We start from the raw sequence: 23,918 nt of genomic DNA, 5'->3' as shown, positions 1-23,918 counted from the left end.
CCTCCTTTCATAGATACCCGTTTTGGCTGACGCTGATACCCGTAATATGTAAAGGATCGGCTGCTGTCGATAGACTCCCCTAATCACTCTCGGGATGAAGAGGATTTTCCACGGGCTGTCTCTCTGCCGCAAACTCGTCAAAACACTGAAATAGAAGCCGCAGAAGGCCCGGTGTGCGATCGGTTATGGGAAGGGGTATAATAAATTAAGGATACCGGTTAGCGAAAAGCTTTACGGGCTCCGCCTGCTTTCAATTGCCCGGCATTCACTCCATGTGCCGTTTTTCAAAAAGGCGATTGTGCGCCTTTTTTACTGTGTTAGCTTTTTTTCGTAACAAAAAGGAGGAGATCTTCATGACTATGACAACTTCCGGCAGCACTTCTGAACGCTGGTTGAATTACGTGAACGGCCAATGGATCGAAGCGGACAGCTTTAAGACGATTTCGGTCGTTAACCCTTCCACTCTGGGCGAGATTGCGACCGTACCGGATTCGGGAGAAGCCGAAACGAAGGCCGCTATCGAAGCGGCCCATGCCGCTTTTCAATCCTGGAGCACTTTATCCGCTTACGAGCGTTCCGATATGCTGATGCGCTGGTACCACCTGCTGATGCGGCATCAGGAAGACCTGGCCGAAACGATGACAGCCGAACAGGGCAAGCCGTTATCCGAAGCCAAAGGCGAAATCGCCTACGCGGCCAGCTTCATATCCTGGTATGCCGAGGAAGCCAAGCGGCTTTACGGGGACATCATCCCGGCAACCAGCTCGGGCAAGCGGATGTTTGTCCTTCGTCAGCCCGTCGGTGTCGTGGCCGCGATCACGCCTTGGAATTTCCCCGCCGCCATGATTACGCGCAAGGTAGGTCCGGCGCTCGCGGCAGGCTGCACCTGCATCGTCAAGCCCGCGGAGCAGACGCCGCTAACGGCGCTGTACATGGCCAAGCTCGCTGAAGAAGCCGGAATACCAGCCGGGGTACTCAACATCGTGACCGGAGAAGCCTCCGTGATCGGCGATACGCTGTTTGCGGACTCCCGGGTGGCGAAAGTGACCTTCACCGGATCGACGGAGGTCGGCAAGCACATCATGCGCGCTTCCGCCGATACGATGAAGAAAATATCGCTGGAGCTGGGCGGTCACGCCCCGGTGATCGTGCTGGACGATGCCGACGTAGAGCTGGCCGCCGAGCAGACCTTGCTGTCGAAGTTCCGCAATGCCGGACAAACCTGCGTATGCGCCAACCGGATTTACGTCCAGAAGGGCATCCGCGCAGCGTTCGAAAACCTGCTGGCGGACAAAATCCGGGCCCTGAAGGTCGGCGACGGCATGGACCCGGACTCCGCAATCGGGCCCGTCATTGACGAAGACGGCCTGAACAAGATTCAGAAGCACGTGTCGGATGCCGTGGAACGCGGAGCAACCGTCATTACGGGCGGCAGCCGGAAGGAAGTGCCTGAGCATGCCGGCTACTTTTTCGAGCCGACTCTGCTTACGGGCGTAACCGGCTCTATGCTGATCATGAAGGAAGAAACGTTCGGGCCTGTTGCGCCGATCGTGGAATTCACCGATCCGGACGATGCCGTCCGGCAGGCGAACGATTCTCCTTTCGGGCTCGCGTCCTACGTGTTCACATCCAACATCAATCACGCCATCCGCCTCGCCGAACGGCTCCAGTACGGCATCGTGGGCGTAAACGACGGCCTGCCTTCTTCCGCCCAAGCCCCGTTCGGAGGCATGAAAGAAAGCGGCCTTGGCCGGGAAGGCGGCAAATACGGGATCGAGGAGTACGTAGAGATCAAATACATCTCGCTCGGCCTTTACTGACCCTAAGGCGAAAAACAGCGGCCTTCCGTTAAAAAATAAAACGTCCTGCAGCGACCCCGATCTCTCACCGGTCAACTGCAGGACGTTTTTTCCTATCTGCTTTCCCGCTACATGCTTCCCCATCTCACACCGCGGAAATCTTCCCTCTTCCCGTGTCCGCCGTTTGAGGGCCATCCGGCTTCTCTTCGAAATACCGGACGATCTGCTCCTTCAGGATGGCAAAATCTCGCTCCTTGCAGGACAGCCGGACAGGGTCCATCGCGCCCGCTACGATAATATCGATCACGGGGCCGTTTCCTTCCGCGACCTCGTACGTGATCAGCCTGCCGGGCTTGATACGACTTCCAGGCCACGACCCCTAACAAAAGCAGCCCCGCTACCGTGTCGGTAACCATTATGAAGATCACATCCCTGATTAGATGATTCCATAATACCTTTATTTGGTATTTTTGTTAAGCCCTGATTATGCGGCCGGCAACTAAAAAAAACAGACCGCTTTCGCGGTCCGGTCTGCTCCTCAGGATGTAACGGGTTCTTTAATCAGGCCACGGGAAGAATCAAGCCAGCTTATCACGTCTTCCATCACTTCTTCGCGGTTCACTTCGTTTAAAATCTCGTGACGTTTGTTCTCATACAGCTTGCAGTCCACCTGCTCCAGCCCCAGTTTACGGTACAAGGCCGCAAGCCGTCTCACGCCCTTGCCCTGCCCGCCGACGGGATCTTTATCACCGGCCAGAAGCAGGACCGGAAGGTGCTTCGGAATGCTCCGCATATGACGTTTCAGATGAATATCGGACAGATGGATAAAAAAGTCTTTAAAAAATCCCGTTGTGCAGATGTACCCGCAAAGCGGATCTTTCACGAATTTATCGACCTCCGCCTCGTCCGTGCTGAGCCAGTCGAATTCCGTCCGGTTCGGACGGAAAGGCCGGTTAAAGCTGCCGAGCGCCGTGTGGCTCAGGAACCTGCTGCGGACGCGGTCACCGCTGCGGGAAACGAGCATTTTCGCCAGCAGAATGCCCGCTTTCAAAATCGCGCCCTTCGGTCCGTTCGTCCCGAGAAGAGCCACGCCTGCATAAAGCTGCGGAGCCCGGTACATGACTTTCTGGGAAAGGAACGATCCCATGCTGTGCCCGATCAGATACAGTGGCAGCCCGCCCTGTTCCTCGTGTATCCGTCTGCCCAGATCGATCATATCGTCCGTCATCCCCGCGAACCCGTCCGGCCCCGGGTATCCCAAGTCGTTCTTGTGGGCGGCCGTTCTTCCGTGCCCCCTGTGGTCACTCGCGTAGACGATATAACCGCGGGCCGTGAGCTTCTCCGCAAACCGCTTGTAGCGCAGCGCATGTTCCGCCATGCCGTGCGCGATCTGTACGACGCCTCGAAGGGGAGTGCCCCGTTCCGGCTCCCACCGGTAAACAAAGACAGGCATTTCCGTCTCTTCGTTTAAATGAAAATGTGTTTCCTTCATCCGATCACCCTTGTTTTTCGGTTTGAGCGGGACGGGGATCAGCCGTGGAAAAATCCGATCTGCACGATAAACAGCGCAGCGAACACGTAAAGCACAGGATGGATTTCCTTGAACCGTCCCCGGGCCGCCTTCAGCACAATGTAAAAAATAAACCCGATTCCGATGCTCGTCGATACACTGTACGTCAGCGGCATCGTAACAAGAACGAGAAAAGCGGGGAAAGATTCTTCGAAATCTTTCCAGTCGATATGCAGCAGATCGGTAATCATATAATACCCGACCACAATCAGCGCGGGCGCCGTGACCGACGGCAGGTTAGCCAGCGTTTCCGCCACGGGAGCCAAAAACGACGTGGCGGCCAGCAGCGCGCAGGTGACGACCGCCGCTAAGCCCGTCCGGCCCCCTGCGGCTATTCCCGAGCCCGACTCGATCAGCGTCGTAACCGGGCTTGTCCCCATTACGGCACCGGCCGTAACGCCGGCGGCGTTCGCCATAAGCGCGCTTCGGGAACGGGGAAAAACGCCGTTTTTCATGAGTCCCGCCTGCTCCGCCAGACTGACCAATGTTCCGGTCGTATCGAACACCGAGATCAGCAGAAACGTAAACGTAACGGCAAACAGTCCCTGCTCGAATACGCCTTTCACGTCCATCTGCATAAACGTCCCCGTCATCGTTCCGGGCCAGGCGAACCAGTGATCCGGTAAAATCAGCAGCCCCATCAGCCAGCCGATCGCGGCCGTCAGCAGCATTCCGATAAAAAGCGCCGCACGGACGCGGTAAGACATCAAGACCAGGGTGAGCACAAGTCCGATAACGGACAGCAGAGCCGCCGGCTCGTGCAGACTTCCGATTGTGACGAGCGTATCCGGTGAAGCGACGATCAGCTTGGCGTTTTGCAGCCCTACAAAACAAATAAACAATCCCGTACCGGCTGTAATCGCATATTTTAACGAGGCGGGAATGGATTCGATCAACAACCGGCCGTGCCGGCTGAGTGAAATCAGCATAAATAGAAGTCCGGCCAAAAATACGGAGCCCAGCGCTACCTGCCAGGATACCCCCGCTCCCTGGACGACGCCGAAGGCAAAGAACGCATTGATGCCCATGCCCGGAGCTATGACGATCGGGTAGTTGCCCGCCAGTGCGATAATGAGCGTCGAAAATATAGTCGTCAGGATCGTTGCGATGAAAACCGCATGAAAATCCATGCCCGATGCGCTTAAAATGCCGGGATTCACGATCACTACGAACGCCATCGTCATAAACGTCGTACATCCCGCCAGCACTTCCGTCCCGATCGTCGTCTGGCGTTCTTTTAATTTAAACCATGCTTCTGCCTTGTCCAATCAATTCCAGTCCTTTCCTTGCCGCTAATCAAGAATTGTATCATGGATTGAGATAGACTTCACGCTGAATTTATTTCGTGCCTGAACGGCCGCACCTTTTACGATTCCTATATCTAACATTATTTCCCATTCAGGTTCGTTTCAAGCCATTTCGACGAAAAAGACCCGTTATCCCCATGGATAACAGGTCTTCATTACGTACACGATTCAGGAAAAAGGAGGCTATCCCCTGCCGTCGCTCGCTTTGCGTTCGATATGCAGCTTGGCATCGGCGCCGGCCGCGCTCCGCTTCGTCTCGTTGTCGAAACGTTTCCGTTCCGTCCGCTCGATTTGAGCGACCCGGCCGTCATGAATAATGATTTGAACGGTTCCGTACTCCAATCCGTTAATGCTTTGAATGATCCGGTCAATCCAGACTTCATTCAGTTCAACAGGTTTGGCCATAATTCTCATCCTCTCTACCCTCGATTCAAATCATCCAATCGTACCATTCTTTTTTACGCTTCTGCAGGTCTACCAGCCAAGCGGACGTTTTGCCTATTAAAGTAAAGGTGGCGTCCCGGTTCGAGAACGTGTGGTCGGCCTGGAAGATAAGTTCCAGATCGCAGCGTCCGTCCGCCCGGAGCCAGAACATTTTTTGATAAAGCGGGGCGTAATCTACCGGTATGTCTTCGTCCGCCGTGCCGTGTGCGATGAGAACATCTCCCCCGAATTTGCGCAGCTGCTCGAACGGTTGATGCTTGGAGAGAGAGTCGAAAAAAGCCGGGGTAAGCAGGTACCCCTGATAGTCGATGCCTTTGTCCGGCTCCAGCTGGCGATAAGCTTCCTTGCCTACAATTCGTACGATGTCATTGTGCGGGTGGGCTACGGCCGACCACATCACCAGGGTCCGCACGCGGTGGTCGGAAGCTGCGGTCAGCAGGGCGACCGCACCTCCCAGGCTGTGGCCCAGCAGCGTCACGCTGCCGGGATCCACGCAGTCCAGGCTGAGCGCGTAATCCAGCACACGGCGGGTCTGGGCGATCATCGGATCGAGTCCTCCCGCTCCGTAATCGCCGGTGCTTTCGCCGCAGCCGCCGTAATCGAAGCGGAGCACCATGTAGCCCTGGCTGCTCAAAGCCCTCGCTGTCTTGACGAACAGCCGGTCGACGCCGATCCGGTTGCCGATAAAGCCGTGGCAGATAATGACAACCGGCCATTTGCCCGCGCCTCCTCGGCAGTCGGCGTCCTCCCCGTCCGTCGGATAGTGCAGCGTAGCTGCCAGTTCCAAATCCCCGCTCGGGATTGTGATGTGATGTTCCATAGCCCTAGTCCTTTCTGCAAGTGCGCTTCTGTGAGGTCCGGATCAGATATGAACCGGCATGGGATCGTTTTTTAAGGCATTTTCAACGGTTCTTGTCTCATTGCCGTCGAAGATGTACAGCCGGTGGACCAGAACATGGACATGGTCCCCCTCTTCCAGTTGGGGCAGTTCCAGCGAACGGTAACCAACCAGCCGGTAAGGTCCGCTCTCCACTTCAACCTGCCAGTTGGATCCGCGGAAATAGGTGCTTCTGACAACGGCCTCCGCCGATGCCGTCTGGCGGCTGATTTCGCCGGGCAGCCCGATCTCCACGAACTCCGGCCGGACGATAGCGGACGCGTCGCCCGCTTCGGCGAACCCGATCAGGGAGCCGGCTTCCTCCAGCGGCGAAGATTCGCCGATAAAGGAAGCGACGAACGGAGTCAGCGGTTCGCGGTAAATGTCGATCGGCGAGCCTTTCTGCTCGATCCGGCCTTTGTTGACGATCATGATTTCGTCGGCTACCTCGACCGCTTCTTCCTGGTCGTGGGTGACGAAGATCGTCGTGATGCCGACCCGGGAAATCATTTCCCGCAGCCAACTGCGCAGCTCCTTGCGGACTTTCGCGTCTATGGCCGCGAACGGTTCATCCAGCAGGAGCAGCTGGGGCTCGGGAGCGAGCGCCCGGGCGAAAGCCACCCGCTGGCGCTGTCCGCCGGAAAGCTGATGCGGCAGACGCTTCTCAAGCCCCGCCAGGCCGGTCAGCTGCAGCAGCTCATGGACGCGGGTGCGGATCTCCGCTTTGCCTCGCTTCTGCACCTGGAGGCCGAAAGCGATGTTGTCGTACACGGACATGTGCTTGAACAGCGCATAGTTCTGGAAAACAAACCCGATATGGCGTTCCTGCGGCATAAGGCCATTCACCTTTTCGCCGTGGAACAGAATCTCTCCAGAATCGGGCGACTCCAGTCCGGCAAGCATCCGGAGGATCGTCGTTTTGCCTCCTCCGCTCGGGCCCAGAAGGCCGATCAGCTTGCCCTGCTCAATGTCGAACGAAATATTTTTGGCGGCTTCGTAGGAGCCGAATGACTTGTTAATTCCTCTTACACTGATGTGCATGGGTTAACTCCCCTCCGTTACGTGATTTAAGCCGGAATCGGTTTGCTGCCGGTTGGACTGGTGGAACTTCCATTCGGCCAGACTTTTCACGATCAGCGTCAGCACGGCCAGCATGACGAGCAGGGAAGCAACCGCAAATGCAGCCGAAAATTGATATTCGTTGTATAAAATTTCGATATGGAGCGGAACGGTATTCGTCTTGCCCCGGATATGACCCGAAACGACCGAGACGGCCCCGAACTCCCCCATCGCTCTCGCATTACATAAAATAATTCCGTACAGCAGTCCCCACTTGATATTGGGGAGGGTCACTTTCCAGAAAATGCGCCAGCCCTTGGCGCCGAGTGTGGCCGCCGCCTCTTCCTCCTGCGTGCCCTGAGCCTGCATAAGCGGAATCAGTTCTCTGGCAACGAACGGGAAGGTGATGAAGACGGTCGCGAGCACGATGCCCGGCAGGGCAAACACGATCTTGAGATCGTGATCGGCCAGCCACGGACCGAACCATCCTTTCGTCCCGAACAGCAGGATAAACATGAGACCGGCAATGACGGGCGAAATGGCGAACGGAAGGTCGATCAGCGTAACCAGCACGTTCTTGCCGCGGAATTTAAACTTCGTGATTGCCCAGGCGGCCGCCACGCCGAACACTACGTTTAGCGGAACGGCAATGGCCGCTGTCGTCAGCGTCAGCCGGATGGCCGCCCATGCCTCCTTCTGGGTCAGAGCCGCCAGATAGACCTCGGTGCCTTTTTTGAACGCCTGGATAAAAATCGTCGCCAGCGGCAGCACCAGAAGCAGGGCGAGAAACAACAGGGCTCCCCCGATCAGAAGCCACTGGACGGCCCTGGGCTCGGTGATATGCTTCGCCGGTTCCGAGGAAGGCCCGCTCAAATTTGCAGCTACATTGCCTGCCATGTTGCTTCAGCTCCTTTCGCGGTCATCCGCTCACCCGCCGGTTGGATTTCATTTGCAGCGCGTTGGTGACGAGCAGCAGCACGAACGAGATGATCAGCATGACCAGAGCAATGGCCGTCGCCCCGGCATAGTCGTACTGCTCGAGCTTCGTCATGATGAGCAGCGGCGTAATCTCCGTCTTCATCGGCATGTTGCCGGAAATGAAGACGACGGAGCCGTACTCGCCGATCGCCCGGGCGAAGGCGAGGGTAAACCCCGCCAGCAGCGCGGGCACCAGCTGCGGGAAAATGACGCGGCGGAACGTACGCCAGCGTGAAGCGCCGAGGCTCACGGCGGCCTCTTCCGTTTCGTGCTCCAGCTCCTGCAGCACAGGCTGCACGGTGCGGACCACGAACGGAAGCCCGATAAACGTGAGCGCGATGATGATGCCAAGCGGCGAATACGCCGCCTTGATGCCGAGCGGAGCGAGCAGGCTGCCGATCCAGCCGTTGTCGGCATACAGGCTTGTCAGCGCGATGCCGGCCACGGCCGTCGGAAGCGCGAAAGGCATGTCGACCAGCGCGTCGACGAATCGCTTGCCCGGAAAGCGGTAGCGCACAAGCACCCAGGCCACGAGCAGGCCGAATACGGTGTTGACCAGCGCTGCCGCTAAAGAAGCTCCGAAGCTGAGCTTGTAGGAAGCGACCACCCGTTCATCGGTAACTGCCTGCCAGAACTGGTCGAAGGTCAGCCCCGTCGTTTTCCACACGACCGCGGAAAGCGGGAAAAGCACGAGCAGGCTCAAGTAAAGCACCGTAAAGCCCATCGACAAGCCGAACCCGGGTAAAATACGTTTCGTTTTGTTTCGTCTTCCCATTGCGAACACGTCCCCTTGATCGCAGACCGAGTGGTGCCGGTTTGTACCGTCGCACCCGGGCACGCATAATTATTTCGGTTTGTAAATCTGGTCGAATACGCCGCCGTCGGCGAAGTGTGTTTTCTGGACTTTGGCCCAGCCGCCGAATTCAGGATCGTCGATTTTAAACAGGTTCACTTGCTTGAATTGATTTTCGTACTGCTTCGCAACGGATTCCAGACGCGGCCGGTAGTAATTTTTCGCGGCGATTTTCTGTCCTTCCTCCGTATACAGGTAGTCCAGATAAGCCTGAGCCACTTCTTTCGTGCCTTTCTTGTCGGCGTTCTTGTCGACTACCGCTACCGGAGGCTCCGCCAGCACGCTGATCGAAGGCGTCACGATCTCGAACTTATCCTTGCCCAGCTCGTTGAGCGACAGGTAGGCTTCGTTCTCCCACGCGATCAGGACGTCGCCGAGTCCTCTTTCCACGAAGGTAGTCGTTGAATCGCGCGCTCCCGTTCCGAGCACCGGCGCATTTTTGAACAATTGGGTGACGAATTCCTTGGCTTTGGCCTCGTCGTTGTTGTTTTTCTTGAGCGCGTAGCCCCAGGCCGCCACGTAGTTCCAGCGCGCTCCGCCGGAAGTTTTCGGATTGGGGGTGATAACGGACACGCCGGGCTTGATGAGATCGTCCCAGTCCTTGATTCCTTTCGGATTGCCTTTGCGTACGAGAAATACGATCGTGGATGTGTATGGAGTGCTGTTATCTTTTAATTCCGTTTCCCAGCCTTTATCAATAAGACCCGCCGCTTGAACCTGATCGATATCGTAAGCCAGCGCAAGCGTAACCACGTCCGCTTCCAGTCCGTCGATGACCGAGCGGGCTTGTTTGCCCGAACCGCCGTGAGACTGGCTGACCGTTACGGTCTGGCCTTTCTTTTCTTTCCAGTACTTGATGAATGCTTCGTTGTATGCCTGGTACAGTTCTCTCGTCGGGTCATAAGATACATTAAGCAGTTCGACCGATTTTGGTGCGGAGCCGCCGTTTTCGGTTCCCGTTTTCGTAGATGTTGTTTCGTTTCCTCCGCCGCATGCGGTCAAACCGGTGAGCAGCGAAGTCAGGGCAAGGACGGAAACGGAGCGTCCGAGAACCCTTTTGAAAGAATGCGATTTTAAAGCAGCCATGTAAATATACCCCTTTCGAATTTGGCACCTCGTTGTCTAACTTTTCACATTCCCTACTGAACTTTTTTTTCGCGTCTCCGGTGATCCGGTGGACAAAATAAACAAATCCTATAAGTTTAGTAAGAATTATTTATACATCAATATAGCATCGCCTATAAATCGTGTCAATACGTTTTTTTGTAAAAATTGTAAGTGCCCGTCCGCCGGACTCCGAGGAAAAAAATCCCCGTTTCAAACGCTCTTGCAGCGTGTAAGAAAGGCGTGGGAGTTATGTTGGAAACAAACGCGCAAGCTTTTGAAATCACTTGCTTCATTGGAGGTCAAAGAAAGATGAACAACAACCTAACCGCTGACGCCGAACGCGTTTTAATCGTTTATTTGAATAATGATATCGTGGTGGAAAATGTACCGGGCGAAGTCGATGTGGACTCTTATCTCGACGAACAGGATTACGACGCGCGCCAAGTCGAGCTGATTTCGATGGGCGAGTTTAACGAACGCCTGGATCAGATGCTGCTTCATTATTGATTAAAACAGAAGCCCCCGGGCTTTTCACATAAAAAGGCAGTTCCTTTCATCGGAAAGGAACTGCCTTTTTCAATGTGTATGCCAAGGTTCGCTTGGCTGTGGAGAAAGCGGAGCGATCAAAGCAACAGGCGCCCCGCGCGGAAACGGAAAATCATGAAGCGCCAGCCGTTCTCTGAAAGCGGGAACGCCGGCTGCTTGGAGCGTTGGAAGCCCTAGCGGCCTTGGAACAGATTGCCGAGGCCCCCGAGCACGCTGCCTTCTTCCTTGCCCCGGATAGCTCCGCCCATCACTCTCTCGGCCAGGCGGCTGAACGGCAAGGACTGCAGCCACACTTTGCCGGGGCCTCTCAAAGTAACGAAGAACAGCCCCTCGCCGCCGAAAACGGCCGTTTTGATGCCTTTTACGAACTCGATGTCATATTGGACCTCCGGCGTCATCGCAACGAAGCAGCCCGTATCGACACGAAGCACCTCGCCCGGCCGAAGCTCGCGCTCCAGAATAGAACCGCAGGCGTGCACGAAGCCCAGTCCGTCGCCTTCCAGCTTCTGCATGATGAAGCCTTCGCCTCCGAAGAAACCCGCTCCCAGCTTGCGCTGCAGCTCGATCCCGATGGATACGCCTTTGGCCGCGCACAGGAACGAGTCCTTCTGGCAGATGAGCTTGCCGCCCAGCGCGTGCAGATCCATCGGAATGATTTTGCCCGGATACGGGGCCGCGAACGTGACGTGCTCTTTGCCCCGCCCGTTGTTGGTATACACGGTCATAAACAAGCTCTCGCCGGTAAGCAGCCGCTTGCCCGCTCCCATCAGCTTGCCCATCAGACCCCGGCCGCCGCCGCCCGATCCGTCGCCGAAAATCGTTTCCATGCCGATATTGCCTTCCATCATCATCATGCTGCCGGCTTCGGCAATGACGCTTTCCTGCGGGTCAAGCTCAATCTCTAGGTACTGCATTTCATTGCCGTGGATCTTGTAATCAATTTCATGAGCGTTCAAGCGCAAGCACTCCTCTGTTCATTGGGATAAGAACCGATATCGTTAACGCGTATCTTTTACCCGTTGGTACGGCCATGAAAGGCGCCGGTTCCGTTTCCGGCCAAAAAATCCAAACACGCGCCGATTCTTCAATCGGCTTCCCGTTCCGCTTTGCGTTTCCTGCGCGCCTCGTAGCGCGCCGGGGCGGATTCGTACAGGCGCATTTCCCGTTCCGTCTCGGGTATAACCGCAGGAACGGGAGTCGGCCGGCCTTCGTCGTCCAAGGCAACGAACGTGATAAACGAGGTGGCGGTAGTCCGTCTTTCGCCGGTAAACATGTTTTCGGCCACCACACGCACGTAAACCTCCATGGAACTCCGGTGCGTCCAGGAAACGAAGGCTTCCAGCTCGATAGCTTCCCCCAGATGCACGGGTGACAGGAAGTCAAGGCTGTCGCTTGAAGCCGTTACGACTCCGCGCCGGCAGTGGCGCATGCTTGCGATGGTTGCGATCTTGTCGATATATTCCATAATTTTGCCGCCGAAAACCGTTCCGTGGTAGTTCGTATCCAGCGGAAAAATAACTTCAGTCATAATGGAGCGGGAGATGCTCGTCGGTTTCGCTTCCATATGGGTCAAAGCCTCCTTCTCGTCGGCCGGAGCGAAAGCCTGTATACTTCAACTTCCGTCCCGGCTGTACGAAACGCTAACGTGCAGATCTGCGGGTACGGGCTTTATTCCCCGTACCGGATAAAAAGCTTGCCCGCCGCCTCGGCGGCCATGGCTCTTGCCGTTTCCGTGTCCTGCGCGGCGGCAAGGGCAACCGCCATCCGGCGGCCCGGCTTCGTTTCCGGCTTGCCGAAAATCCGCACCTGGACATCCGGCACCGCGAGCGCCTCTTCCAGCCCGCCGATTTCGAAATCGGTGCTGCCGCGGTCCGCCTTCAGTGTATGGGAAGCGCCTGGCGTAAGCAGGCGGATTTGCGGAATCGGCAGCCCGAGAATCGCTCTGGCGTGGAGCGCAAATTCGGACAGGTCCTGAGTCGCCATGGTGACCATGCCCGTATCGTGCGGACGCGGCGAAACCTCGCTGAAGTATACGCCTTCGCGCGTCAGGAACAGCTCGACGCCGAAAATTCCGTAACCGCCGAGCGCATCGGTGATCGTCCGTGCCATCTGCTCGGCATCCGCGATTTGGGCCTCGCTCATCGCGTGCGGCTGCCACGATTCGATATAGTCGCCTTCCTTCTGCACATGACCGATCGGAGCGCAGAAGGAAGTGCCGCTTACGGAGCGGACGGTAAGCAGCGTAATTTCGGACTCGAACGTGACGAACGCCTCGACGATGACGCGGGCTTTTTTCGCCCGTCCGCCTTCCAGTGCCGTATTCCAGCAGGCCTCGATGTCCGCTTCGGACCGGCATACGCTCTGGCCCTTGCCCGATGAGCTCATGATGGGTTTGATGACGCAGGGCGTGCCGATTTCCGCGACCGCGGCATGGAGCTCGTCCAGCGTATCCGCGAAAGCGTATTTCGCCGTGCGCAGACCCAGCTCCTCGGCAGCCAGCCTGCGGATGCCTTCCCGGTCCATCGTCAGGCGCGACGCGTTGGCGGTCGGAATGACACGGTAGCCTTCCTGCTCCAGCTCGACAAGCTCCTGAGTGGCGATCGCTTCAATCTCGGGCACAATCAGATGGGGCCGCTCCCGCTCGATGAGTTCGCGAAGCGCCTGTCTGTCCAGCATGTCGATGACATAGCTGCGGTGCGCCACCTGCATGGCAGGCGCGTGATCGTAGCGGTCGACCGCAATCGTTTCGATTCCGAGCCGCTGCGCCTCCAGAATGACTTCTTTGCCAAGCTCCCCGGAACCGAGCAGCATGATTTTCTTCGATTTCCCTGATAGCGGTGCTCCAAACATACGGTGTCCTCTCCCCTGAGTGCAGCAATGTGCATCTATATTTTGTCGGCTTGCGGTTAGGCAAGTATTCCTATGTGCGATAACGTTCTTGACGGCGGACGCCTAAAAGAGCCGGCCGATTATTCAGGAAGACCCCCTACCCGCCGCTGCGCAGCAACAGCTTTCGCAGCAGCGGAGCGAGATGCTCCGGCAGCTCGGCGGCGTGCGGGACCACGATCCCGTGCCTGCCGTAGATGTTGCGCATTGTGTTCCGCTGCGTTTCGTGCACCTCGCCGCTGGCTAGGAAGACGCTGATGACGTCGATCCCGAGCCTGCGGCATTCCAGGACGGCCTCGTACGTGTCGAGGATGCCGTCCTCCTGGTATTCGGCGGCGGAAGGCTCGCCGTCGGAGAAGACAAGCAGCACGCGCTGCTTCTCCGGGCGCCGCAGCAGCCGCCGGGCGGCGTGACGGATCGCGAACCCGTCACGGTTGTCCTGCTGCGGCTCCAGCTGCAGCAGAGCGGCGCCGCTCCGCGGAGCCGAGGACGAGCCGAAGTCGATGACCGTGTGAAACACGTTCGGCGCTTCTTCGGCCGTGACCCGCTCCGCGTCTTCCCAGAAGCCCGTCACCTCGTGCGGGATGCGCAGAGTCCGGAGCGTCTCGTGAACGAGCGAGATGCCCAGCTTCGTCTCTTCCATCTTATCGTACATGGAAGCGGAGCAATCGACAAGAAGCGAGAAGGCCGCATCGAGCTCCGGCGCGGGGTTCTGCTTCTTGGTGAAGAGCCGCTGCGCTTCGTCCGTCACGTAGCGCAGCAGCTGCCTCCGGCCGAGCCGGCCGTAGAGCAGATCGCTCCGCGGGGCGACCCGCTTGCGCTCCAGTGTAAGTCTCACCGTGCGGGTCAACTGCCTCGTCAGCGGCTCCACCGCACGGATCGCTTCGCGATAAGCGTCTTCCTCCGCCGGGGTAGGCCTCCGCGGGGCTTGAAACTCGGCGGTGGCGCGCAGCCCGGAGGGGCCTTCCCCGCTTCCGGCGGAAGCGCCGGACGGTAGGAACGGCGCGCTGCTGTCCGGCGGCGGCTCGGACTTCCGGTCGGAGGCGGCGGAACGCCCGCGTGCGGCGGCCACAGCCTCTTCGGACGTGTCGTCCCCGGGCCTCGCCGCCGCCCCGCTGAACCGCGCGGTCCGCGTGCCCCGCTCGACCGACTGCTTCAGCGCTTCCCCGGCGGTGCTCCGCGTCTCCCGGTGCCACATCGACTGGCGCTCGCTTCTGCGGTCTTCGTCCTGCCGGGGGCTAAGCCGCTCCGCATCGTCATTCGCGAGGCGTTTCGCCTTCTTGCCGGCAGGACGTTCGCCGCGCCTCAAGGGCGCGTCCGTACCGCTTCCGGGCCGGACCGAGAAATACGCGTCCGCCGCATCGCGCTCCAGCCGGTATTCCAGCAGCTCCAGCATATGCAGGCACAGCCGGGCGTTTTCTGCCGTCGTCTCCGCCGTTTCGGCCTCCTCCAGCAGCGGCTGCACAAGCCGGAGCAGTTCCTCTACATGCTTTGGTGGCGCAGTAGATTCCCCGGAAGTTTCGCCTATCCTGCTGCCCGCTTCACTATAGAGCGCATGCACGTCCGCCCCTTTAAACCAGAGGTAAACGGAAACGAACAACGCGTCCGCAAGCTCTTGACGGGCGAGATGCGTTCTGAATTTGTGCGTGAAATACCCTTTATACACGTCCGCTCTCTCCTCAAACACGGCTGAGGTACCGGGACGGTTGCGCCGGCAGATCTGTTCCAGCCGCAAGTCCTCGCAGAGGGCAAACAGCTCCATGCCGAGCCTGGAGAGCGGCGACTCCGCAACGGACTCCAGAAACACATCGGTTTCCCGCTTTCCTGAATACCACGCACTGCCGAGCGCGCGGAGATAGACGTCGCTTTTCATTCCGGCTTCCCGCTGCGCCGGTTTCCAGTCCCGCCAGAACTGGCTGACCGTCAGCAGCGCCTTACTTTCCTCATAATGGGAATGAAAAGCGAGCTGAAGCTCCAGATCCCCGTTCCGGGTAAAGGTCCGGGCCAGATCCACAAGCTGCATAAGCATAAAGGCTTCCAGCCGGTTATCGAGCAGATTCAGCTTCCCGACGAACATCGCTAAAAGAGCGTCTCCGCCACGTTGCGCACGGCGGCCCTTTCTCGTTCGTCTTCCAGCTTGGCGGCAATGGCCCGTTCCACGGCCCTCCGGGGCGGCATGAACGCGGCGAGATCGCACGCGTCCAGCAGGGCGCGGATGGACGCCGCTTCGTCGGACAGCTGACCCATCTGCACGAGAGCGAGCAAATCGGCGGACAGGGCCGCAAACGCTTCGAGAAGACGGGTGTCCCGCAGTTCCGTACGCTCCGTCAGCAGACGGAGGAGCGCTTCTCCTTGAAGATAAGGGACGTCGACGGCCACGAAACGATTTTTCAGCGCTTCGTTAAGCGGAACGGTCCCGATGTATCCTTCGTTAATCGCCGCAATGACGCGGAAATCTTCGTGAGCCGTGACCGTCTCGCCCGTAAACGGATTGGTCAGCGTTCTCCGGTGGTCGAGAACCCCGTTAATAAGCGGCAGCGTCTCGGGCTTCGCCATATTTACTTCATCTATGTAAAGGATATGCCCGGCTTTCATGGCGGTAATGACCGGCCCCGGCACAAATTCAATCGTCGTGCCTTCCCCGGACCGGCTCAGGGTCTTGAACCCGAGTAAAGCTTCCGCGTCGAGATCCGTGGAACAATTGACGCTGTGCATCGGCTGACCCGTCAGAAAAGACAAGTGCTCGGCCAGCTTCGTTTTGCCGGAACCCGTCGGTCCTTTCAGCAAAACGGGCTTGCCGAGCGCCAAAGCGATGATCGCGTCTGTGAGCACTTCGGGCTGTGCGGGGACGAACCCCGGTTTTCCGATTAAACGGAGCTGTTCCTCAGTTAGCGGCCCCGATTCAATCCGGCTGCGCAGTGTAAGGATTCGGTTTGTAATCTTATCAGGCAATTCCCATTGCCGCACCATAGCGGCAGGTGTCACATTCATCCGGCGTCTTCCTTCCCGTGTTGCGTTCTCTCTTTTTAACTATCTGTCAAAAGAGCAAGCGGTGTCAAGTTCCCAGCTCCTCGATAAGCGCAAACGGATAAAAATGCAAATCATTTCCGCAGGAAGGACAGCTCATATAGGAAGGGATGTCATTGAGCATCAGCGCCATTGCGTATGAAGACTCATAATTGACCGCCCGAATAATGTCATGGGGATGCACATACGCGCAAGAAGAAGATCCGCAAGTCGCGCGGACTTTATATGCGTTTGCCACTGCCGGCCTCTTTTCCGGAGGACGCAGGCGTTAAGCCTTGTCCTCCCCTTTTTTGCGGTTGAAATCCAGATTCAAAATGACCGTAAACCGGTCGGGCTTCGTCGGCACGATCGAGGCGATCTCGATATAAGAGGTGCCGAATTCATTCTCCGCCCGGTCCACGAGACTGTTCAGACTATCGCTCAGCGTTGCGCTCTCATCCAGTACGACTTCGGCGAAGTATTGTTTAATCATGCCCGTTCTCCGTTCCCGGCCTGCTCTTTTTCGTAAGCGATCAAGGTGATCGGTTCCCCTGTCTGTTCCTGCAATTTGCTTTCCAGACTGCGGATCTCTTCTATTAGTTCTTCTTTTCCGTTCAATTCGGCAAACGTGTATCCGTTCATCTTCATGTGTTAAGCCTCCTGTCGGATGTCTTCCCGTTGAATGTTTTCCGGCTTGAGCCGTACCGCTTCTTATTCTTCCCATGCCTGTTCTTTTTTAAAAGTTACCCCTTCCCGTTGCCGGGCTCCAATAAAAAAAGTATCCTCGCAAGGATGCCTCCGTATAATTTAGGTACTTCGACCCTTATTAGGATAATAAACCCTCATTATAATGTTAATTATCTGCAACTAATGTAAAAACTTAACGTAAATAAAGTGACCAACCGCCTGAATGGGTCCTTGCGTTTTCAGGTGACCTAATCCCGAAGAGGAGTGAGAATGATTTGAAGAAGAAACTAGCAGCAACCGCAATCGGCGCCGCCATGGTACTGAGTATGGGAACCGGAGTGTTGGCCGGGGCCAATCTACAGGAAATCAAAGCCTATCTGAACGGTTCCATTACGGTCAAATATAACGGTTCCCCTGTCCAACTACAGGATGAGCAGGGAGCTGTCGTGCTTCCGATCACGTATGACGGCAACACCTATCTGCCTGTCCGGAGCATTGCCAAAACCTTGAACGTAGCCGTCAATTACGACGGAGCAACCAACACGGTCCTGTTAGGCGAGCAAGCGGAAGGGGTCGCCCTGGCCAAGGACTTCGAAGATTCGTCCTATCACACGAAAGACCCCAATCTGACGACTTACGGCGGCAAAGATTACAAAGATGTCTACTTCGATAACGCGAAGTCAAGCCGCTCCAGCGGCTTCATGCTGTATCCCAAAGGCAAATACCAGAAGCTTGTGCTTCAGGTGGCGGCTACCGGTAATGATATCGAAAGATTTTTTGTGCAAGACAGCAAAAAAGACATCAAATTGAAAACAACGACGATCGCCATCCAAGAAGGCTTGAAGACCATCGAAGTCGATATTGCCGGTGTGGAAGAAATCTTCATCAACGCGGATATCAAGGGAGACGGCGGCATGTTCGTACCTCTCACCACTTCGTACTTTAAATAAATGCATTCCTAATACGTCTTCATCTCCTTGCGCATGGTGCAAGGAGATTTTTTACTTTCTGCAGATGGATCGGCTTCTTTGGCCGTTCACCTTTCTCCAGGCGGAGGAGAAGCAAAAAAGCGCCCTCGCAAGGACGCTTTCCGCAACACTTATTTTAAGTCATCCAGTTCGCGAAAAAGCTTTCTTACCGCCTCTTCGTCCACTTTTCCCGCCTGCTTCATTTTGAGCAGCCGTTCCGACACTTCCCGGGCAAAATGTTCATCCGCATCGGTATCCTCGACGTAACCGGGATCAAACCAGATGTAGAACCCTTCGGGACCGTTGCGCAGGAACGGCCGGTTCCAGGCGTCCGGATATTCGTACGGCTGTTCCGAGAACAGGATTCCGAGCACATCGTCGCTCTCCACGGGGAGCAACTGATGAAACTGCTCTTCTTCGCCCGTACCCGAAATCTGCCGGTGTTTGTATGCGTAATGCACGTAGTGCTCCCCGGTTTCCTTATCTTTGGACAAGGCGTACATGTCCAGCTCGCCCTGCTTCAAATCTTTGACCGTTTCTAGTCTTTCCTGCAGAAGATCCCCAGAAATTTTGCCGTGGGCCGAGAAAGATTCAGCTGACATCGAACTCTCTCCTTTCTTCCTGCAATGCGGGAGGCCGCTGTTGGTTCGGCACGTCATTTTGCTGCAGCAGTGTCCGGAGAGAACGGCGCGGGAGCTTCCATTTGAAGATTACGGAGAACATCCGGGACACGACTACGATCATGAACAAAATAATCAGACCGAGCGGATTCTGGGGCCAGCCGATGCCGATCAGAAAGCCGGCCAGCATGGCCCAGACCGCGTAGATTTCATCTCTTAAAACGAGAGGCTTGCGCCCGGCCAGGAGATCGCGGATAACCCCGCCGCCGATTCCCGTGAGTACGGCCGCAACGATCGAGGCGCTTACAGGAAGTCCCTGATTGGACGCGTAGAGCGCCCCCTGAATCGAGAAGGCCGCCAGACCGATGGCGTCGAAGAACGATTCCCAGGATTTCCACCGCTTGATCCAGGCCAGCGGAAATATAAAGACCAGCGTCATTGCGGCCAGCGCAATCGTGAACTGGAACCCCTGCTGCCAGAGCATCGTCACTTTCTCTCCGATCAGCAGGTTGCGGACCACCCCTCCGCCAAATGCGGTTACAAAGCCCAGGACATAAACGCCCAGGATATCATAATCTTCTTCCATTGCGACAATCGCGCCGCTGACGGCAAACGCGATCGTTCCGATTAAGCTTAACGCCATCCAATCCACTTTTCTGCAGCTCCCCCGGGTTAGTTAGATAAATCCCAGTCCAGTTCAACCTCTTTGCCGGTACGGGACGATTCGTAGATTGCATTGAGAATCAAGTTGTTCGTATAGCCCGACATGACGGATGTCATCGGCTCGCTTCCGGTCCGGATGCATTCCAGAAAATGCATGTTCATCAGGAGGCGCGGATCGGTCTGCTGCTCGGGCAGCTCAAGCTCCACGTCGATTTCTTTATCGAACATTTCCGCAAACAGTTTACCGTAGGAGCTTCCTCTCAAGGTGGCCCCGCCTTCCGTGCCGAGAAGATGAATATACGGCTGATTGTCGGTTTCGGTCAGTGCCGCCCAGCTCACGTCGAGCGTCAGCGTGCTCCCGTTGTCCATCTTGATCAGGGCTGTCGCCAAGTCTTCCACGTCATAGCTGCCGCTCCAGTTCGGTTTGCCCCAGCTGCCGATTCCGCGGCGTTTGGGACCGAATTCCGAATAGGTCGCGCCGAAGACGGAAACCGGACGGGGATTTCCCATCAACGAGAGAGACAAATCCAGCATATGGACGCCGATATCGATCAGCGGGCCGCCGCCCGATTTGGACATCTGGGTGAACCAGGTGCCCCAGCCCGGAATTCCTTTGCGGCGCAGCCAGCCGGTTTTGGCATGGTAGATGCTGCCCAGCTTGCCGCGCTGTACGAGCTCCTTCACCTGCATATTGAGCGGTTCCCAGCGGCGCTGGTGTGAAATCATCAGTACCTTGCCGCTTTCGCGTTCGGCCAGGACGATTTCCTTCGCGGCCTTAACATCGATGGCCATCGGCTTCTCCAGCAGGACGTGCTTGCCGGCCTGAAGCGCTTTTACCGCAAGGGGAGCGTGCCATTCGTTCGATACGGCGATAACCACTGCATCTATGTCGGGATCATGGATCAAATCTTCACCATTTCCGTAAACTTTAGAGATCTGATGTTCTTTGGCCCGCGCTTCGGCAAGCGGAAGAAACACGTCGGCAACCGCAGCTACCGTAACGCCCGGGGTTTCAAGCAGCCCTAGTATGTGCACGTTACCGATATTGCCCGCGCCGATGACGCCGATTCTGATCTCATCATTGAGTGCCATTGTGCAAAACCCTCCGATATCACGATAAAGTAAGTTCGGCTTTATTTTAACACAAATGGAGGACAGCATCAGCCTTCCGGCCATATTTTCAAAAGGATTTCTCCGAGCGGTTTTCGAAAGAATAAAACGCTGTCTTTTTTATGCGCGGACATATAAAGAACATTTTTTCCGTGATATACTAAAAAAGTGAAATATTTTAACTTCCATACGACTCATAAGCCCGTCCCCGAAATGCCCATCCTAACGGAAAGCAAGGAGGAATGACGACATGAACAGTTGGAAAAAGCACGGCCCAGGTCCCCGGCGGAGCAAGGGAAGGTTAGTTCAAACCCTTACGCTGATGATCCTGGTGACACTCCTCACTCACCTTTTGTCGGCCGTGCCCGCACTCGCGCAGGAAGATTTGACAGCCCCGTCCCCTCACTCCAAAGCAGCGGAGAAAAAACGCAAAGAAGCCGCCCTGAAAGGCCCTTCCATCCAGGTTGATCCCTCTTTTCCCTATTATCAGAACCGAACACCCGAAAGCATAGCCGACGAGCTTCTTCAGCGCGGGTACAAAACGGTCCATTATTTTGTCGTCAACGAAAATGATGTGAATCGCACCTTTATCGAAGCCCTCCAGGCAAAAGGCATCGGGGTATGGGCGCTCGTCCTCGGTAACGGGAGTTACTCTACGGCACGTTTTCCGGCGGATTGGCCTTCGTGGCAGATGGGGCTGCTTAAGCCTCTGAACGACGGGTATTACCGGTTCTCTCCCCACAGCCCGGCCTATGTCCAGTGGAAAAAGCAGGCGCTGGCTAAGCTCGTGCGCGATTATCCTTTCGACGGGATTGAGGTCGCCGAACCCTACTTTCCCGAATGGGACGGAATCAACCGAGGCGTGTACGGGGACGTCGGGCCGCTCGCGCAGAAAGCGTTCCGCGACAAAACGGGCCTGGAGATGCCCGATTTTACCAACGCCTCCTCGCCCCGTTATTATTTAACCGACATGGCGGCCTACCTGAAGTGGGTCGATTTCCGGGTTGAAGCCGTGAACGATTTCCTGAACGAACTGATGAACGGGAAAGGCGGAGTGCGGGAAGCCCGTCCGGGCATTCTGGTGGCGACCTGGTCTTTGGCTATAGACGCGGGTCCCGGTTCCTTTGACAAGCTGAGGGAATGGCAGGGCCTCGATGCAGCGGCCATGGTCGGCCGGGTCAAACCGGACATCCATTTCCTGCAAACCCACTGGCCCGACTGGCTTAAACCGCAGGAGAGTCTTCCTCCCGATTACGTGAAGCATTACAAGGTTTTTGCGGATAAAATCAAAGCGGAGCATCCGGATCTTCCGCTCGGGGTTCAGGCGGATATCGGCTCGGCCCTCTTGATGGTTAAGGACGGCGGGTGGGTGAGCGCTTTTTCCGATTCCGTCCGTTCACTCGGCTATTCCACCTGGACCGCGTACGAATACCATCTGGGCGGATATATGTACAAGGAAGCCCCCATCCCCGGCAAAGCGCAGCGGCTTTCACGCACGGAAGTAAAGATCCCTTTTCAGAAAAGAATCGACGAAGGCTCGGCGAAAGGCGAAGGAAACGTGACGGTTTCGGCAGGCGCGGAAAGCTTTACCCTTAATCCCGGGGAAATCTCGGTTGACGGCAGCAATCTGCTGATCCGCTCGGGCCACCTGCCCAAAAAAGAATTCCGGCTGACTTTGCGCGGTATTAAAGACACGCCTGGCTTTTGGTTCTATAACAAGACGCAAACGCCCAACGTAATCGGAGGGGATATTGTCGTGGATGTGCCCAAGCATTAGTCTTCGCGTGAATACCTGCTCCAATAAATGAAGCGAACAGCCTATTACGTTACGGGCTTCTTCCTGAATACGAAACATACAGAAAGGGGTAAAAAGCAGAAAAATCCCGTTCACGATTCGTGAATGCAGGATTTTTTTGCTTTCTAACGGATTTATTTACGCATGTTATCTGTTTATCCTGGCTCTAAAACTTGTACAGCCGGCCGTATTACTGCGGAAAATATTCGCGATGCAGCTCTTCCAGCTCCGCAATGGAACGCCTTGCCCACTCCTCCGTCTGATGCAGCATGTTCAGCTCGCGTTCGAGAGCCTGCTGGAGCGAAAGGGTGTAATCCGGAACATTCCCGTGGTAGGCATGGATGCTGGACAGCGGCATCAACGCAATTTCCTGATAGGCCAGCGCGCGGCGCTGGTGAAAGAAAGGGACATCCCCCTGCTGCGGATTATGAAGATCCCCTTGCGAAGGATGCTTAACGACCGCAAGAACCTGAACGGCTGCTTTTATATTGGACGGCGGTTCCACGATGCGGCCTATATACTCCCCTGTTTTGTAAGATGCTATGACCAGATCACCGACGGAAGCAGTGCTTTCGTTTCTATAGTTCATAAGTGGATGCTCCTCTCTGTTACGGAGTATTTTCCGGAAAATCCGACGATGCGACGATCCTCAAATGCTGCATACCCGTCAAATGACGAAGCTCGGCCAGCAAATAGTCGACCGATTTCACGGCGTAAATGAATCGTGCGGCAATTCCCTTCTCTACCACCACTATACAGGGGATGGACGAGATTTTCCACTTTTGCACGGACGCCCCCGCGTAATTCGCGTTGCAGGCTTTAAGGGGCAGTTCCGGCTCGATCGTCAGAGCCACGTCCAGCATTCGTCCGGCGACTTTGCAAGTTCCGCAAAACGGGGTATGAAAAAATACGGCGAACGACTGTTTTTCTAGGAGGGCCTGCTTGATTTGGTCATCGTTCCATTCCTGCATACCAATCTCCTTTCCATAAAAAGCCGTGTTCCGGCTGCAAAGCTCGGGAGTATCTAAGACTAAGAGGTTCCCTAAAGGGCAGAAGCCGGTCGCAAAAAAATGGGTCCCGACCCGTTTCAGGAAGCATGTTTGTCCCTGAGCACGGACAGCGACAACAGCGTATGTTCCAGCAGCCCTTCGAAGTCGTCGAGATGGCTTTCGTTGACCTTGCGGCCGAACTCAAGCAAAACCTCATTGTGCCAGCCTTCGTTTTCGGAGCCGAACACATAAGAAAGCGTCTGGGTGATGAGCGGCCTTCCGCTCCAGATGGATTCCAGAGACGATCCGACCGCGGGACAGTCCCGCGAGGGATCGCCGACAAGGAATCCGAATCTCACCGTAAGCGCACAACCCGGCTCGGCTCCTTTGCGGCTCAGCAGCTCCGCAGCCAAATCTTCCAGTTCAGCCGCCAGATGAAGCTCCGCCCACGGAGAAGCCGTGTTCTCTTCACCGCCGCGGAGGACAAAACGGATCCGGTAATGGCGGCCCAGGCTGGACAGATTCATGACGTCCGACCGGTTCGTAACCAGAATCCCCCCGGACAGATCCAAATCGTAGACAGCGCCTTCCAAAACGACTTTTAAATTCTCGTAAACCGTCGGATCAAACATACCGGGCAGCTCCTTTTCGATC

At 56.3% G+C, this 23,918-nt stretch carries 26 protein-coding genes; 4 read left to right on the top strand and 22 right to left on the bottom strand.

Annotated elements, in window-relative coordinates:
- The first annotated feature begins 353 nt into the window (after positions 1 to 353).
- Positions 354 to 1,820 (top strand): NAD-dependent succinate-semialdehyde dehydrogenase, encoded by a 1,467-nt coding sequence (locus ABH899_RS10005; RefSeq protein ID WP_369995869.1) that lies wholly within the window; start codon positions 354 to 356, stop codon positions 1,818 to 1,820.
- Between the two features lie 124 nt (positions 1,821 to 1,944).
- Here ABH899_RS10005 and ABH899_RS10000 read toward each other — a convergent pair whose 3' ends face one another.
- The 9 genes from ABH899_RS10000 to ABH899_RS09960 all read right to left on the bottom strand — a co-directional run bounded on the left by ABH899_RS10000 (position 1,945) and on the right by ABH899_RS09960 (position 9,973).
- Positions 1,945 to 2,106 (bottom strand): hypothetical protein, encoded by a 162-nt coding sequence (locus tag ABH899_RS10000; protein WP_369995867.1) that lies wholly within the window; start codon positions 2,104 to 2,106, stop codon positions 1,945 to 1,947.
- A 231-nt stretch (positions 2,107 to 2,337) separates the two neighbouring features.
- Positions 2,338 to 3,291: an alpha/beta fold hydrolase gene (locus ABH899_RS09995; protein WP_369995866.1), complete on the bottom strand. Its 954-nt coding sequence runs from the start codon at positions 3,289 to 3,291 to the stop codon at positions 2,338 to 2,340.
- Between the two features lie 38 nt (positions 3,292 to 3,329).
- Complete coding sequence (locus ABH899_RS09990; RefSeq protein ID WP_369995865.1) at positions 3,330 to 4,637, bottom strand: NCS2 family permease; 1,308 nt, start codon at positions 4,635 to 4,637, stop codon at positions 3,330 to 3,332.
- A gap of 222 nt (positions 4,638 to 4,859) precedes the next feature.
- Positions 4,860 to 5,081: a YezD family protein gene (locus tag ABH899_RS09985; protein ID WP_009672490.1), complete on the bottom strand. Its 222-nt coding sequence runs from the start codon at positions 5,079 to 5,081 to the stop codon at positions 4,860 to 4,862.
- A gap of 25 nt (positions 5,082 to 5,106) precedes the next feature.
- Entirely contained in the window at positions 5,107 to 5,940 is an 834-nt protein-coding gene (locus ABH899_RS09980; protein WP_369995864.1) for an alpha/beta hydrolase family protein, read from the bottom strand.
- Between the two features lie 42 nt (positions 5,941 to 5,982).
- The gene (locus tag ABH899_RS09975; RefSeq protein ID WP_369995862.1) at positions 5,983 to 7,038 is read right to left on the bottom strand and encodes a sulfate/molybdate ABC transporter ATP-binding protein; all 1,056 of its coding nucleotides are present in this window, start codon (positions 7,036 to 7,038) and stop codon (positions 5,983 to 5,985) included.
- Positions 7,039 to 7,041: 3 nt separating this feature from the next.
- Positions 7,042 to 7,953, bottom strand: a complete 912-nt coding sequence (gene cysW, locus ABH899_RS09970) for a sulfate ABC transporter permease subunit CysW (protein WP_369995861.1) — start codon at positions 7,951 to 7,953, stop codon at positions 7,042 to 7,044.
- A gap of 22 nt (positions 7,954 to 7,975) precedes the next feature.
- Positions 7,976 to 8,809, bottom strand: coding sequence for a sulfate ABC transporter permease subunit CysT (gene cysT / locus ABH899_RS09965; protein ID WP_218230023.1), 834 nt, complete (start codon positions 8,807 to 8,809; stop codon positions 7,976 to 7,978).
- A gap of 69 nt (positions 8,810 to 8,878) precedes the next feature.
- A complete protein-coding gene (locus ABH899_RS09960; RefSeq protein ID WP_009672473.1) occupies positions 8,879 to 9,973 on the bottom strand; it encodes a sulfate ABC transporter substrate-binding protein in 1,095 nt (364 codons plus the stop codon).
- Between the two features lie 330 nt (positions 9,974 to 10,303).
- Between ABH899_RS09960 and ABH899_RS09955 the strand changes: the two genes are divergently transcribed.
- Positions 10,304 to 10,501: a hypothetical protein gene (locus ABH899_RS09955; protein ID WP_009672458.1), complete on the top strand. Its 198-nt coding sequence runs from the start codon at positions 10,304 to 10,306 to the stop codon at positions 10,499 to 10,501.
- Between the two features lie 212 nt (positions 10,502 to 10,713).
- Here the strand turns inward: ABH899_RS09955 and ABH899_RS09950 are convergent, their stop codons facing one another.
- The 7 genes from ABH899_RS09950 to ABH899_RS09920 all read right to left on the bottom strand — a co-directional run bounded on the left by ABH899_RS09950 (position 10,714) and on the right by ABH899_RS09920 (position 17,080).
- Positions 10,714 to 11,496: a TIGR00266 family protein gene (locus tag ABH899_RS09950; protein WP_369995860.1), complete on the bottom strand. Its 783-nt coding sequence runs from the start codon at positions 11,494 to 11,496 to the stop codon at positions 10,714 to 10,716.
- Between the two features lie 128 nt (positions 11,497 to 11,624).
- Positions 11,625 to 12,104: an acyl-CoA thioesterase gene (locus tag ABH899_RS09945; RefSeq protein ID WP_326052889.1), complete on the bottom strand. Its 480-nt coding sequence runs from the start codon at positions 12,102 to 12,104 to the stop codon at positions 11,625 to 11,627.
- A gap of 104 nt (positions 12,105 to 12,208) precedes the next feature.
- Complete coding sequence (gene purT, locus ABH899_RS09940) at positions 12,209 to 13,390, bottom strand: formate-dependent phosphoribosylglycinamide formyltransferase (protein WP_369995859.1); 1,182 nt, start codon at positions 13,388 to 13,390, stop codon at positions 12,209 to 12,211.
- A 136-nt stretch (positions 13,391 to 13,526) separates the two neighbouring features.
- Complete coding sequence (locus tag ABH899_RS09935; protein ID WP_369995857.1) at positions 13,527 to 15,503, bottom strand: nitric oxide reductase activation protein NorD; 1,977 nt, start codon at positions 15,501 to 15,503, stop codon at positions 13,527 to 13,529.
- A gap of 2 nt (positions 15,504 to 15,505) precedes the next feature.
- A complete protein-coding gene (locus ABH899_RS09930) occupies positions 15,506 to 16,417 on the bottom strand; it encodes an AAA family ATPase (RefSeq protein ID WP_369995856.1) in 912 nt (303 codons plus the stop codon).
- A gap of 304 nt (positions 16,418 to 16,721) precedes the next feature.
- Positions 16,722 to 16,925, bottom strand: coding sequence for a hypothetical protein (locus ABH899_RS09925; RefSeq protein ID WP_326056529.1), 204 nt, complete (start codon positions 16,923 to 16,925; stop codon positions 16,722 to 16,724).
- The gene (locus tag ABH899_RS09920) at positions 16,922 to 17,080 is read right to left on the bottom strand and encodes a hypothetical protein (protein ID WP_009672540.1); all 159 of its coding nucleotides are present in this window, start codon (positions 17,078 to 17,080) and stop codon (positions 16,922 to 16,924) included. Before ABH899_RS09920 ends, ABH899_RS09925 begins: the two co-directional genes overlap by 4 nt.
- A gap of 314 nt (positions 17,081 to 17,394) precedes the next feature.
- Between ABH899_RS09920 and ABH899_RS09915 the strand changes: the two genes are divergently transcribed.
- Positions 17,395 to 18,069 carry a stalk domain-containing protein gene (locus ABH899_RS09915; protein ID WP_369995855.1) on the top strand — a complete coding sequence of 225 codons (675 nt, stop codon included), beginning with the start codon at positions 17,395 to 17,397 and terminating at the stop codon, positions 18,067 to 18,069.
- Between the two features lie 149 nt (positions 18,070 to 18,218).
- Here the strand turns inward: ABH899_RS09915 and ABH899_RS09910 are convergent, their stop codons facing one another.
- Genes ABH899_RS09910 through ABH899_RS09900 form a run of 3 tightly spaced genes read right to left on the bottom strand, consistent with a single transcriptional unit; the run spans position 18,219 to position 20,462 of the window.
- A complete protein-coding gene (locus ABH899_RS09910; protein ID WP_369995853.1) occupies positions 18,219 to 18,689 on the bottom strand; it encodes a hypothetical protein in 471 nt (156 codons plus the stop codon).
- Positions 18,679 to 19,359, bottom strand: coding sequence for a trimeric intracellular cation channel family protein (locus ABH899_RS09905; protein WP_369995852.1), 681 nt, complete (start codon positions 19,357 to 19,359; stop codon positions 18,679 to 18,681). The genes ABH899_RS09910 and ABH899_RS09905 overlap by 11 nt, the downstream gene beginning before the upstream one ends.
- A gap of 20 nt (positions 19,360 to 19,379) precedes the next feature.
- Positions 19,380 to 20,462 carry a Gfo/Idh/MocA family protein gene (locus ABH899_RS09900; protein WP_326056518.1) on the bottom strand — a complete coding sequence of 361 codons (1,083 nt, stop codon included), beginning with the start codon at positions 20,460 to 20,462 and terminating at the stop codon, positions 19,380 to 19,382.
- A 268-nt stretch (positions 20,463 to 20,730) separates the two neighbouring features.
- Here ABH899_RS09900 and ABH899_RS09895 point away from each other — a divergent pair, with 268 nt between their 5' ends.
- Entirely contained in the window at positions 20,731 to 22,257 is a 1,527-nt protein-coding gene (locus ABH899_RS09895) for an N-acyl-D-glucosamine 2-epimerase (RefSeq protein WP_369995851.1), read from the top strand.
- A gap of 208 nt (positions 22,258 to 22,465) precedes the next feature.
- Here ABH899_RS09895 and kapB read toward each other — a convergent pair whose 3' ends face one another.
- The 3 genes from kapB to ABH899_RS09880 all read right to left on the bottom strand — a co-directional run bounded on the left by kapB (position 22,466) and on the right by ABH899_RS09880 (position 23,896).
- Positions 22,466 to 22,864, bottom strand: a complete 399-nt coding sequence (kapB, locus tag ABH899_RS09890) for a kinase-associated lipoprotein KapB (RefSeq protein ID WP_009672499.1) — start codon at positions 22,862 to 22,864, stop codon at positions 22,466 to 22,468.
- Positions 22,865 to 22,883: 19 nt separating this feature from the next.
- Entirely contained in the window at positions 22,884 to 23,246 is a 363-nt protein-coding gene (locus ABH899_RS09885; RefSeq protein ID WP_369995849.1) for a thioredoxin family protein, read from the bottom strand.
- 116 nt (positions 23,247 to 23,362) lie between these two features.
- Entirely contained in the window at positions 23,363 to 23,896 is a 534-nt protein-coding gene (locus tag ABH899_RS09880; RefSeq protein ID WP_369995848.1) for a hypothetical protein, read from the bottom strand.
- Positions 23,897 to 23,918 lie beyond the last annotated feature (22 nt).

The sequence above is a fragment of the Paenibacillus sp. RC84 genome, from assembly GCF_041260495.1.
Classification (GTDB): domain Bacteria; phylum Bacillota; class Bacilli; order Paenibacillales; family NBRC-103111; genus Paenibacillus_F.
The sequence above is the reverse complement of the archived record's forward strand: the minus strand, read 5'-3'. Positions and strand labels throughout refer to the sequence as shown.

Excerpts from the sequence above, each read along its gene's own strand:
- ABH899_RS10005 (WP_369995869.1), top strand. The coding sequence starts at position 354 with ATGACTATGACAACTTCCGGCAGCACTTCTGAACGCTGGTTGAATTAC.
- ABH899_RS09995 (WP_369995866.1), bottom strand. The coding sequence starts at position 3,291 with ATGAAGGAAACACATTTTCATTTAAACGAAGAGACGGAAATGCCTGTC.
- ABH899_RS09985 (WP_009672490.1), bottom strand. The coding sequence starts at position 5,081 with ATGGCCAAACCTGTTGAACTGAATGAAGTCTGGATTGACCGGATCATT.
- ABH899_RS09980 (WP_369995864.1), bottom strand. The coding sequence starts at position 5,940 with ATGGAACATCACATCACAATCCCGAGCGGGGATTTGGAACTGGCAGCT.
- ABH899_RS09975 (WP_369995862.1), bottom strand. The coding sequence starts at position 7,038 with ATGCACATCAGTGTAAGAGGAATTAACAAGTCATTCGGCTCCTACGAA.
- cysW (WP_369995861.1), bottom strand. The coding sequence starts at position 7,953 with ATGGCAGGCAATGTAGCTGCAAATTTGAGCGGGCCTTCCTCGGAACCG.
- cysT (WP_218230023.1), bottom strand. The coding sequence starts at position 8,809 with ATGGGAAGACGAAACAAAACGAAACGTATTTTACCCGGGTTCGGCTTG.
- ABH899_RS09960 (WP_009672473.1), bottom strand. The coding sequence starts at position 9,973 with ATGGCTGCTTTAAAATCGCATTCTTTCAAAAGGGTTCTCGGACGCTCC.
- ABH899_RS09955 (WP_009672458.1), top strand. The coding sequence starts at position 10,304 with ATGAACAACAACCTAACCGCTGACGCCGAACGCGTTTTAATCGTTTAT.
- ABH899_RS09945 (WP_326052889.1), bottom strand. The coding sequence starts at position 12,104 with ATGGAAGCGAAACCGACGAGCATCTCCCGCTCCATTATGACTGAAGTT.
- purT (WP_369995859.1), bottom strand. The coding sequence starts at position 13,390 with ATGTTTGGAGCACCGCTATCAGGGAAATCGAAGAAAATCATGCTGCTC.
- ABH899_RS09935 (WP_369995857.1), bottom strand. The coding sequence starts at position 15,503 with ATGTTCGTCGGGAAGCTGAATCTGCTCGATAACCGGCTGGAAGCCTTT.
- ABH899_RS09930 (WP_369995856.1), bottom strand. The coding sequence starts at position 16,417 with ATGAATGTGACACCTGCCGCTATGGTGCGGCAATGGGAATTGCCTGAT.
- ABH899_RS09925 (WP_326056529.1), bottom strand. The coding sequence starts at position 16,925 with ATGATTAAACAATACTTCGCCGAAGTCGTACTGGATGAGAGCGCAACG.
- ABH899_RS09920 (WP_009672540.1), bottom strand. The coding sequence starts at position 17,080 with ATGAAGATGAACGGATACACGTTTGCCGAATTGAACGGAAAAGAAGAA.
- ABH899_RS09910 (WP_369995853.1), bottom strand. The coding sequence starts at position 18,689 with ATGTCAGCTGAATCTTTCTCGGCCCACGGCAAAATTTCTGGGGATCTT.
- ABH899_RS09900 (WP_326056518.1), bottom strand. The coding sequence starts at position 20,462 with ATGGCACTCAATGATGAGATCAGAATCGGCGTCATCGGCGCGGGCAAT.
- ABH899_RS09895 (WP_369995851.1), top strand. The coding sequence starts at position 20,731 with ATGAACAGTTGGAAAAAGCACGGCCCAGGTCCCCGGCGGAGCAAGGGA.
- kapB (WP_009672499.1), bottom strand. The coding sequence starts at position 22,864 with ATGAACTATAGAAACGAAAGCACTGCTTCCGTCGGTGATCTGGTCATA.
- ABH899_RS09885 (WP_369995849.1), bottom strand. The coding sequence starts at position 23,246 with ATGCAGGAATGGAACGATGACCAAATCAAGCAGGCCCTCCTAGAAAAA.
- ABH899_RS09880 (WP_369995848.1), bottom strand. The coding sequence starts at position 23,896 with ATGTTTGATCCGACGGTTTACGAGAATTTAAAAGTCGTTTTGGAAGGC.